The following is a 10185-nucleotide window of genomic DNA, read 5'->3' as shown; positions in this document are numbered from 1 at the left end:
ATCTCGATCACGCTCGAGGAACTGCCCTTCGACGAGATCCTCGAACGCGCCCGCGGCGAGGACACCTTCTCCCGGCGCCGCGAACGCCTGCGGTCGATGCTGCAGGAGGAGTTCGGCATCGCCGCGATCGACCCGCAGGCCGATGGCGCGCGCTCGACCCGGATCACCTGGCGCGGCACGAACCGGACCGTCGAGATCGTCTTTGGTAACGTCCGGGACCCCGGCTCCGTGCCGGACACCCTCCTGGCCCCCGTCGAACCCGGGGCGCTGCGGGTGATCGTGGACCTGCCGTTCGACGAGGAGGGCCACGGCGTCTCCGAGGACCACGCCCGCCTGGACCGACTGCGCACCGAGGGACACGACCACTTCACCCTGGCCTGGCTGCCGGCGTTCCTCGACCGTAAGCAGATGGACGACCTGGGCAAGCTCGTGACCATGGACTGGGTGCTGCAGTCCGAGAAGTGGCTGAGCTACACCAGCTACCTGGCCGACGGCGACCGTGAGCGCGTCCGCCAGGTCATGGTCACCCAACGGAACCAGCTCGCCGGGCAGCTGAGCGCCATCCTGCGCAAGATGTACGGGATCGCCGAGGGGGCGGTGTTCCCCGAGGGGCAGCCGCCCGTCCGCTCGCTGAGCTCGTCCGTGGTGGTGCAGCGGCCCGTCGGCGCCTCACTGCGGGAGGCCGCCCGGCGGCTCTACGACCAGGCCTTTGACCAGCGCTTCCCCGACCACCCGCGGTTCGACACCACCAGCGCGCTCACGCAGAAGGACTTTGCAGTCTCGCTGGAGGTTCTGCGTCGGTCCGACGCCCGGGAGGACGGCCGCGCCTCCTTTGCCGCCGCCGAGCGCAAGTCCGTCCAGCTGGTGCTGGGGGGCCTGCGGGTGGCCGACGTCCACGAATCCCACCTCGTGTTTCCCAGCACCACCTTTGACACCCTGGCCGGGCAGATCGACCGCGCGCTCGCGGAGTCCGAGAAGACCGCCCCGGACCAGGGCGTGCTCACGGTGGCGCAGGTCGTGGCCGCCGTGGAGAAGCTCATGCCGCAGGCCGGGCTCAACCGCGACTGCACCACGCTGCTCGCGGCGGCCTGGGCGGAGTCGCGCGACCGCAGCTGGTTCACCTTCGGTACCCCCGTGGCCGCCCCGGCGTTCAAGGACATCCAGCAGTCCCACCAGCTGCGTGAGCCCGTGCTGCCGGAGCAGGGGGAATGGGACCGCGCCGTCCAGGCCGCCCAGCACCTCTTCGGCATCCCCGAGCGGGGCCACCTCTCCCCCACCAACCTCACCCACCTGGTGGGTGAGGCGGTAGCGAAGGCAGACGAGTTCAAGACGGGCAGCGAAAACCTGGTGGAGCAGCTGGCCAAGCTCGAGCACCGGCTGGGCCGGACCGAGGAGGGTCGCCGCCTTCAGCTGGCCCGCCGGCAGACGCAACTGCTGCAGACGCTGGTGCGCAAGAAGCAGCACCACGGCGAGGTCGTGGCTGCCCTCGCCGCCGCCGGCGAGGGGGCGGGCACCTACCTCGGCGCGACCACCAACGAGGCGAGCCTGTCCATCACGAGCGCCGACCAGGTCGTCGCGGTAGCCCGCAACGTCGGCCCGAACCTCGAGACGCTGCTCGGCGGCCGGGCCAAGGAGGGACCTCTCGGAGGCGAGGCCACGCAGATCGTCATGGACCTCGACAGCGGCGTCGATACCCACGAGTTCGTTCAGCATCTGGGAACCGCCGTGGCGCGGTTCGAGGCACGCGCCCAGGACTGGATCAACGCGGCGATCATCTTGCCCCCGCCTCCACCGCCGCCACCGCCACCGCCGCCGCCCCTGCCGCCCTTGCCTCCGTCGACGAGAACGGTCGAGATCAAGGGCGAGGGGACCAAGCGGTACTTCTCCGCCACTCGTAGCGACGTCGAGTCGGCGGTTCTCACGGTCCTTGCCGACCTCGAGCGGACCTACGGGTCGGGCGTGCGCTACCGCATCGAGATCACCGCCGAGGAGCCCGAGACGTGACCCCTGCCAGCGCGGGAGTTGCGGGTGGCGCCACCGTGTCGTCGTCGTCGCTCGGCACGGCCACCCCCGCCGACCTGATCCCGCTCCTCACCGGCCTCTACCGCGACAAGCGGCACCGCCGGGGGCTCCTGGTGGTGCACGCCCGGCCCGAATGGGACGGCACCGCGCTGCGGGTCGACGAGCTCACCGTGCCCGTCCACTGCTGCCGGACGGTGCTGGAGATCCGCGACGTGCTGCGGCACCGCAACGATCCCGAGGTGCCGTGGCGCGTCCTGCTCACCGACCTGCACGACGACCAGATCCCGCAGGGCGTCAAGGAGCACTTCCGGCCCGTGGGCCGCTCGCTCGAACTCGACCCCACGGGAACCCTGCTCGGGATGTTCTCCGCGGACCGCACCGACGGCCGCATCCCCCGCCGACGCGACGACGTCCGCGGGCTCACCACCGCGCTCGCGGCCCACCGTGACGCGCTGGCCCCCACCCCCACCCCGGTGCTCACCGCCGAGCACCTCTACGGGGCCGTGGCCACGCTCGTGCTGGGCCTGGACCCGGACTACCGGCTCGCGGACCTCCTGGCCTGGAGCGCCACCCCCGGGGCCCACGCCGCGTGGGGGGAGCTGACCGCCCACCTCACGCCGGACGTCCGCGCGGGGCTCATCGCGTGGCTGTGCCGCACCTTCACGCTGACCGGCCCCGGCATCCGCAGCCTGTGGACCACGAACGGGCCGGGGGCGTTGCTGCCCGCCGGCCTGACCGCCGAGACGCTCCGCACGCCCGACTGGCAGGACACCCCCACCCAACTCACCGGGCCGCGGGCCCTGTTCAGCCAGCTCGTGGGCACCACCCTCAGCGACGAGTCGCTGCGCGAATGGGGCACCGCCGCCGCCAGGGCCGTGCGCACCGCACTCGACGCCGGGCAGCCGCTGACCGCCGTGCTCGGCGAGGCCCAGCAGATGATCACCGAGTTCGAGAAGAACGGCGGGGCGTCGCTGTTCGCCGGATCCACCGTCCTGCCCGGCGCGTTCCAGCGCCGCCTGGACGTCTACGCCCGCGGCCTGGCCACCGCGCTCGACGGCGGCGAGGAGACCGCCCTGCTGCGGGGGCTCGAGGCACTGCGGGCGCACGTCGAGTCCGAGCGCTCCCGTACCGACGACCTGGAGACCGCCGCCGCGCTGGTCCGGCTGCTCCGGTGGAACCGGACCGAGGCCGCCGCCGCGGATGTGCGACTGCGGACCGCGAGCCACGTCGAGGCGATGCGCGCCTACGTCGACGACCTGAGCTGGGTGGATCGGGCCGTCAACTCCGCCTGGCGCGGCTTCACCGCCGACCCCAAGCCGGCGATCGGCCAGTCCGCCGCGGACCCCGACGCCCTCGGTCGGCGCGTCCTGGACCGCACCCTGGCCGCCCGGCGCGGCATGGACCGGACCTTTGCCGCCCTCGTCGGCGCCAGGCTGGCCGACCGGGCCACCGCCGGCGGCGCCCTGCTCGTCGAGGACGTCCTGGCCCGGGTGGTGGCGCCACTGCGCAAGGCCGGGCCGGTCGACTCCGGCCGACGCGGCGAGCGAGCGCTGCTCGTGCTGGTGATCGACGGACTGTCCGTGGCCGCCGCGCACGGACTCCTGGAGGACGTGGCCGCCCGCCACTCCACCGTCTGGCAACGGCTCGACCTGGCCGCCCGCGAGCTCGACGTGGCGGCCTCCGCGCTGCCCTCGGTGACCACCGCCTCGCGGACCTCGCTGCTGTGCGGCGAGCTGACCCTGGGCGGGCAGCAGCAGGAGAAGACCGGGTTCGCCGCCCTCTTCCCCGCCCACCCGTCGGTCACCGACGGTCCGCTGTTCCACAAGGCCGACCTCGACGCGAGCATCGCGGACACCGTCCGCAACGCCATCTACGACACCAAGCACGTCCCCGTGGTGGGCGCGGTGCTCAACACCGTCGACGACGCGCTCGACCGCTCCGACCCCATCGCCACCACCTGGACCACCTCGCGCATCACCCACCTGGACAAGCTGCTCGACTACGCCCGCGCCGTGGGGCGCGACGTGGTGCTGCTGTCCGACCACGGGCACGTGGTGGAACGCAGTCGGATCGGCAAGGCCACCGCCGACGGCGCCGTGAGCGCGCGCTGGCGGCCCGCCACCGGCACCGGCGCTGGCGCCGCCGCTGCCGCCGGCGCCCAGGACGGAGAGCGGGTCGTCTCCGGGAACCGGGTGCTCGCGCCCGACGCCGCCGGGGCGGCCCGGCACAGCGCGATTCTCGCCGTCGACGAGGTCCTGCGCTACACCGGCAAAAAGGCCGGCTACCACGGCGGCGCCGCGCCCGCCGAGGTGTGCGCCCCCGTCGCCGTGCTGGTCCAGAGCCTCGAGGGGCTCGACGAGGACTCGCCCTTCCCCGCCGGGCCGCCCGTCCAGGCGCCCTGGCCCGCGTGGTGGCCGATCTCGACGGGTGTAGTGGAGGCGGCCTCGGCGGCAGCTGAGCCCTCCGCGGGACACGCCGCCGGACACACCGGGCGAGGCCCCGCGGCGACGCCCTCCGCGCGGCGCAAGGCGCCGCAGGACGCAGGCCAGGTCTCGCTCTTCGACTCGCTCGACGGCGGCGAGCCCCCTGCCTCGCCGTCACCCGCGCCAGCACGCGCGAAGAAGCCCGCCGACAGCTTCACTGCGCTGGCCCGCAACGATTACTTCAAGGAGCGGGTCGCGGCGCAGCGGGTGGGGCTCGAGCCCGGCGAGCTGGCCGACGCGCTGCGCGCGATCGCGGCGAACAACGGGCGCATACCCATCGCGGTGCTGGCGAGCACTCTCGGGCTCAACCCGCTGCGGGTCAGCGGCACCATCACCAGGATCCAGAAGGTGGTCAACGTCGACGGGATGCCGGTCCTCGAGCGCGAGGACAACGACGTGGTGCTGGCCCCCCAGATCCTCTTCGAGCAGTTCGGACTCTAGATGACCGTCTCCCCCGCCCGCCGCACCGCGATCATCGACGCCCTCCGCCGCGGCACCGTCCCCGCCGACGGGCTGGACCAGCTCGCGGTGGGCCTCGACCGGCTGGCACCGGTCCTCGGCGAGGAGCTGGACAAGGTCGCCGGCGGCGCCGCCGTGTTCAAGGCCGTCCGCGGCGAGTACGGCTCCGGCAAGACCTTCTTTGCCCGCTGGCTCCAGCAGCAGGCCCTCGACCGTGGCTTCGCGGTGTCCGAGGTCCAGATCTCCGAGCTCGAGACGCCACTGCACCGGCTCGAGACCGTGTACCGGCGCGCCTGCGAGGAACTGCGCACGTCCGCGGTGTCCCGGCAGGCCTTCCGGGCCGTCCTGGACGACTGGCTCCTCGGGGTGGAGGACGACGCCGCCGCCTCCGGAGCCGACGGCGCCGAACTGCTGGAGGAGCGGCTGCGCACCGTCGCCGAGGCCGCGCCCGTCTTCCCGCTCGCGCTGCGCGGCTACCGGGCGGCCCTGCTGGACGGCGAGACCGAAACCGCCGACGGCCTGGCGGCCTGGCTGGGCGGCCAACGCAACGTGGCCGCGTCGGCCAAACGCGCCGCCGGGGTCAAGGGCGAACTCGACCACTTCCTGGCCATGGGCTTCTTCCAGGGACTACTCCAGGTGCTCGCCGGCTCCGGCCACCGCGGCCTGCTGCTGGTCCTGGACGAGGTCGAGACCCTCCAGCGAATGCGCGGCGACGTCCGCGAGAAGGCCCTCAACGCCCTACGCCAGTGGATCGACGAGCTCGACTCGGGCCGCTACCCCGGGTTGTACCTGCTCATCACCGGCACCAGCGCCTTCTTCGAGGGTCAGCAGGGCATCAAACGCCTGCCCCCGCTGGACCAGCGGATCGGGGTGAAATTCGACGCCGACCCCCGCTTCGACAACCCCCGGCAGCCGCAGATCCGGCTCCAGGCCTTCGACTTCGACCGACTCGTCGAGGTGGGATCGCGGGTGCGCGACCTCTACGCCACCGGCCTCGACCCGGCGGCCGCGCAGCGGGTCACCACCCTCGTCGACGACGCCTACCTGCGGGTGCTGGCCGAGTCGGTGGCCGGCAAGCTCGGCGGCCAGGTGGGGATCGCGCCCCGCCAGTACCTGCGGATGCTGGTCGACTGCCTGGATCGGGTCGAGATGTTCCCGGACTTCCTCCCGCGGCAGCACTTCACCCCGACGCTCAAGGCGGCCGACCTCAGCGACAGCGAACGCTCCGCGGCGGTGGGCTCGTCGTCGTCGTCGCTCCTTCTCGACGACCCCGACGCCATCGAGCTCTAGATGGACGGCGCCGCCCCGGGGGGCTTCCCCGCGCTGCACCCGCTGCTGCAGCACCACGTGGTCAACTCCCTCGGGTGGCCCGGCCTGAGGCCCCTCCAGGAGCAGTCCGTCCGGCCGCTGGTCGACGGCGAGGACGCGCTGCTGCTCGCGCCGACCGCCGGGGGCAAGACCGAGGCCGCCGTCTTTCCCGTCCTCACCCGCATGGCCGCCGAGGACTGGGCCGGGCTGACCGTGCTGTACGTGACCCCGCTCAAGGCGCTGCTCAACAACCTTTCTCTGCGGCTGGTCGACTACACCGCGTGGATGGGCCGGCGCGTGGAGGTGTGGCACGGCGACGTGGGCGAGAGCGCGCGCCGGGCCATCCGCGCCGACCCGCCGGACATCCTGCTCACCACCCCCGAGTCGATCGAGGCGATGCTCGCCTCCACCAAGACCGACCATCGCACGCTGTTCGCGGGGCTGCGGACCGTGGTGATCGACGAGGTCCACGCCTTTGCCGGCGACGACCGCGGCTGGCACCTGTCCGCTGTGCTCTCGCGTCTCGAGCACCTGGTCGGGCGGCCGCTGCAGCGGATCGGGATGAGCGCGACCGTCGGCAACCCCGACGAACTGCTGCAGTGGTTGCAGGGCGGTGCCGACGGGAGGGCCGGGCGAGTGATCGCGCCGGGCGTCGCCGTGGGCGAGGCGGTCCGGCCTGTCGCCGGTGACGCGGACATCGTCGTGGACGCCGTCGATACCCTCGACTCCGCGGCAGTGTTGCTGTCCAAGCTGTACCGGGGGCAGAAGCGGCTCGTGTTTGTGGACAGCCGCAGGCAGGCCGAGGAACTCGCGTCCATGCTGCGGGGCTTCGACGTGGACGTGCACCTCTCGCACTCGTCTCTCTCCGCCGAGGAGCGCAGGCGGTCCGAGCTGGCCTTTGCCGAGGCGCGCGACTGCGTGATCGTGGCCACCTCGACCCTCGAGCTGGGCATCGACATCGGGGACCTGGACCGGATGATCCAGATCGGTGCCCCGACCACCGTGTCGAGCTTCCTCCAGCGGCTCGGCCGGACCGGACGTCGCGCGGACACCCTCCGCAACTGCCTGTTCATCGCCACCGAACCGCGGCACCTGCTCCGGACGCTGGGGCTGCTGCACGCCTGGGGCTCCGGGTACGTCGAGCCCGTGGTGCCGCCGCCCGTGCCGCTGCACCTGGTAGCGCAGCAGATCATGGCGGCGATGCTGCAGGAGGGCGCGCTGCCGCGCTATGGCTGGCAGGACCGTTGGGCGGCGACTCCGCTCATGCACGTCGACACCCTGGAGCGTCCCGCCGAGCTGATCGTGGACTTTCTGGTGGAGCGCGGGTACCTCACCGTCGACGGCGGCGCGATGTTCCTCGGGCCCGACGCCGAGAGGGTGTTCGGCCGCCGCCACTTCATGGACCTGCTCACCACGTTTGCGATGCCGCGGGAATTCACCGTGCTGGCCGGCCGGCAGGAGGTGGGGACCGTGGAGTGGCGGGCGTTGACCGGCACCGACGGGCCTCTGCGGCTGCTGCTGGCGGGGCGGTCCTGGCAGGTCACCGACATCAACTGGCCCCGGCACCGGGTCCAGGTGGAGCCCGCCACCGGCGGGGGCCGGGCCCGGTACGGGTTCGGTGGCGCAGACATCGGCCGGCCGGTCGCGCAGGGCATGCGCGCGGTGCTGCTGGGTGAGCTGCCCGAGCAGATCCGGCTCACCGCCCGGGCCCGGGCAGCCCTCGCCGACGAGGAGGATCGGCTGCACCATACCGTGAGCCCGCACGGCCCGGTGTGGACGACAACGGACAACGTGCGCAAGTGGTGGACCTACGAGGGCAGCGCCGCGAACCGCCGCTACCAGGCGGCGCTCGGACCGGCGCTGGGCGAGGAGCTGGCGCCCCAGGGTGGCATGGTCCAACCGGATGCGGTCACCCTGCACGAGGGCATGCCCACCGGACCGGCGGCCGAGCGGCTCGAGTTCTGGGAGTCCCTACCCGAGAGCGAGCGGCCGCTGCCGGTGGTGCCGCCTGCGCTGGTCGACAAGCTCAAGTTCTCCGAGGCGTTGCCGGTGGAGTGGGCTGTCGAGGTGATCGCGCGGCGGATGGTGGCGGAGGAATAGCAAGCGGGCCAGCGTACGTGAGATCGTGTCAGACTCGGAACGTAGGGTACGCACGGGTGATGAGGTCAATGTCCGTACGGTCGAGCGGGGGTGGGCGGGATGGTCGTCCGAGTCGACGTATCTCCAGATTTGCTGCAGTGGGCGGTTGAGCGCGCGGGGTGGGACGACGCGACGATCGAGCGGCGCGTGCCGACAATGAATGCGTGGATCACCGGCACAGCGCAGCCAACGTTGAAGCAGTTGGAGGATTTCGCTAGCGCCACGCATGCGCCTTTCGGCATGCTCTTTCTTCCGACACCGCCGGATGAAGAGATACCGATTCCCGATATGCGAACAGTGGGTAATACAGCGGTCCCGCAACCATCCGCCGATCTCTTGGACACGATCTATATCTGTCAGCGACGCCAGGAGTGGTACCGCGGGTTCGCTCAAGAGCATGGACTCATCGGGCCGGAGTTCGTCGGTTCTGCAAATGTCGACACCCCGCCCGTCCGCGTAGCTGAAGAAATGCGTGATCTTCTCAGTTTCAATCAGGCAGATCGGCGTGCCCTGACGAGTTGGACGGTCGCACTGCGGAGCTTGGTCGATCGTATTGAGGGCGCCGGCGTCCTTGTCATGATCAACGGAGTTGTGGGGGCTGACACGCACCGCAAACTCGACCCGGAAGAATTTCGTGGGTTCGCACTATCCGACCAGACTGCGCCGCTGATCTTCGTCAATGGCGCTGACACCAAAGCCGCGCAGATATTTACGATCGTCCACGAGTTTGCCCACATCTGGCTGGGGGGCAGCGCGCTGTCCGACGCGAACATGGCTTCGCGAACCGGTGTCGAAGAGGAGCTTTGGTGCAACGGTGTTGCTGCCGAGTTTCTAGTGCCCCTTGCTGATCTTCGAGGCATCTATCGAGGAGAGCCCACAGTCGAGGAACTCGAGCGGATAGCGAGAGACTTCCGCGTGAGTACACTCGTCGTGCTCAAGCGTCTTTATGATGCCGAGTTCCTGTCCTGGTTCGACTACCGCGAACTGTTCGAAGGTGAACGGCGACGCGTCCTCCAATTCATTGACGGGAAGCGCGATGAGCCTGGTGGTGGAGACTACTACCGAACGCAGCCTCTGCGACTGAGTCGGCGTTTCGCACGGGCCGTGATCGACAGCGCTATGGAAGGGACAACGACGTTCCGCGAGGCATACCAGCTGCTCGGAACGAGGAAACGAGAGACATTCGACAAGCTGGCCGAGCGCCTGGGCGTAGTGTGATGTTCCTGGTTGACGCGAACGTACTCATCGAAGCCAAGAACAGGTATTACGGGTTTGATATCGCGCCGGGTTTTTGGGACTGGCTCGATATGGCTAACGGGCGGTCGATTGTGTGCAGCATCGAGCCCGTGCGAATGGAGCTTCTCAACGGGAACGACGAATTAGCAGACTGGGCACGCGGGCACGCTGAGTTTTTCCGGCCAATTGACCAAGGCACAACACGTCATTTTGGGGATCTCACCCAGTGGGCCAATTCGGGGCATTTCACGCCCGCCGCGCGTGCAGTTTTCACCGGGAATAACGCAGACTACCTGCTGATTTCGTATGCGCGCGAACACAATCACACGGTTGTCACGCTCGAGCGTTCCCAGCCCAATGCGCGCGCGAGGATCCTGATTCCCGACGCCTGCCTCGCCATGGGTGTAGAGACCACCGACACCTTCCAAATGCTGCGGCACAGCGGGGCCACTCTCCGGCTGGGATGACGGCGTTCAACCAGGCCAGCGTTACGCCAGCTCGACGATCTCCATGTACTCCCTGTCTCTTATACACATCT

Annotated in this window: 5 protein-coding genes and 1 pseudogene; all 6 read left to right on the top strand. The window is 70.5% G+C overall.

Annotation, left to right across the window (positions count from 1 at the left end; genetic code table 11):
* Positions 1–2004: pseudogene (locus tag B4M60_RS06080) on the top strand (hypothetical protein); the annotation flags it as partial.
* A complete protein-coding gene (pglZ, locus tag B4M60_RS06075) occupies positions 2001–4946 on the top strand; it encodes a BREX-2 system phosphatase PglZ (RefSeq protein WP_291081259.1) in 2946 nt (981 codons plus the stop codon). The pseudogene B4M60_RS06080 and the gene pglZ, both read left to right, overlap by 4 nt.
* Positions 4947–6254, top strand: coding sequence for a BREX system ATP-binding protein BrxD (brxD, locus tag B4M60_RS06070; protein WP_291081257.1), 1308 nt, complete (start codon positions 4947–4949; stop codon positions 6252–6254).
* Complete coding sequence (locus B4M60_RS06065; RefSeq protein ID WP_291081255.1) at positions 6255–8372, top strand: DEAD/DEAH box helicase; 2118 nt, start codon at positions 6255–6257, stop codon at positions 8370–8372. It begins immediately after the preceding gene.
* Between the two features lie 99 nt (positions 8373–8471).
* Entirely contained in the window at positions 8472–9629 is a 1158-nt protein-coding gene (locus B4M60_RS06060) for an ImmA/IrrE family metallo-endopeptidase (protein WP_291081253.1), read from the top strand.
* Positions 9629–10114, top strand: coding sequence for a DUF4411 family protein (locus B4M60_RS06055; protein ID WP_291081261.1), 486 nt, complete (start codon positions 9629–9631; stop codon positions 10112–10114). Before B4M60_RS06060 ends, B4M60_RS06055 begins: the two co-directional genes overlap by 1 nt.
* Positions 10115–10185: the final 71 nt, after the last annotated feature.

This window comes from Dietzia sp. UBA5065 (assembly GCA_002415925.1).
Taxonomy (GTDB): Bacteria; Actinomycetota; Actinomycetes; order Mycobacteriales; family Mycobacteriaceae; genus Dietzia.
Note: the sequence above shows the minus strand (reverse complement) of the source record. Positions and strands in the feature narration are given on the sequence as shown.

Bases quoted from the DNA above. Each gene is read 5' to 3' on its own strand.
- brxD (WP_291081257.1), top strand. From the start codon at position 4,947: ATGACCGTCTCCCCCGCCCGCCGCACCGCGATCATCGACGCCCTCCGC.
- B4M60_RS06065 (WP_291081255.1), top strand. From the start codon at position 6,255: ATGGACGGCGCCGCCCCGGGGGGCTTCCCCGCGCTGCACCCGCTGCTG.
- B4M60_RS06060 (WP_291081253.1), top strand. From the start codon at position 8,472: ATGGTCGTCCGAGTCGACGTATCTCCAGATTTGCTGCAGTGGGCGGTT.
- B4M60_RS06055 (WP_291081261.1), top strand. From the start codon at position 9,629: ATGTTCCTGGTTGACGCGAACGTACTCATCGAAGCCAAGAACAGGTAT.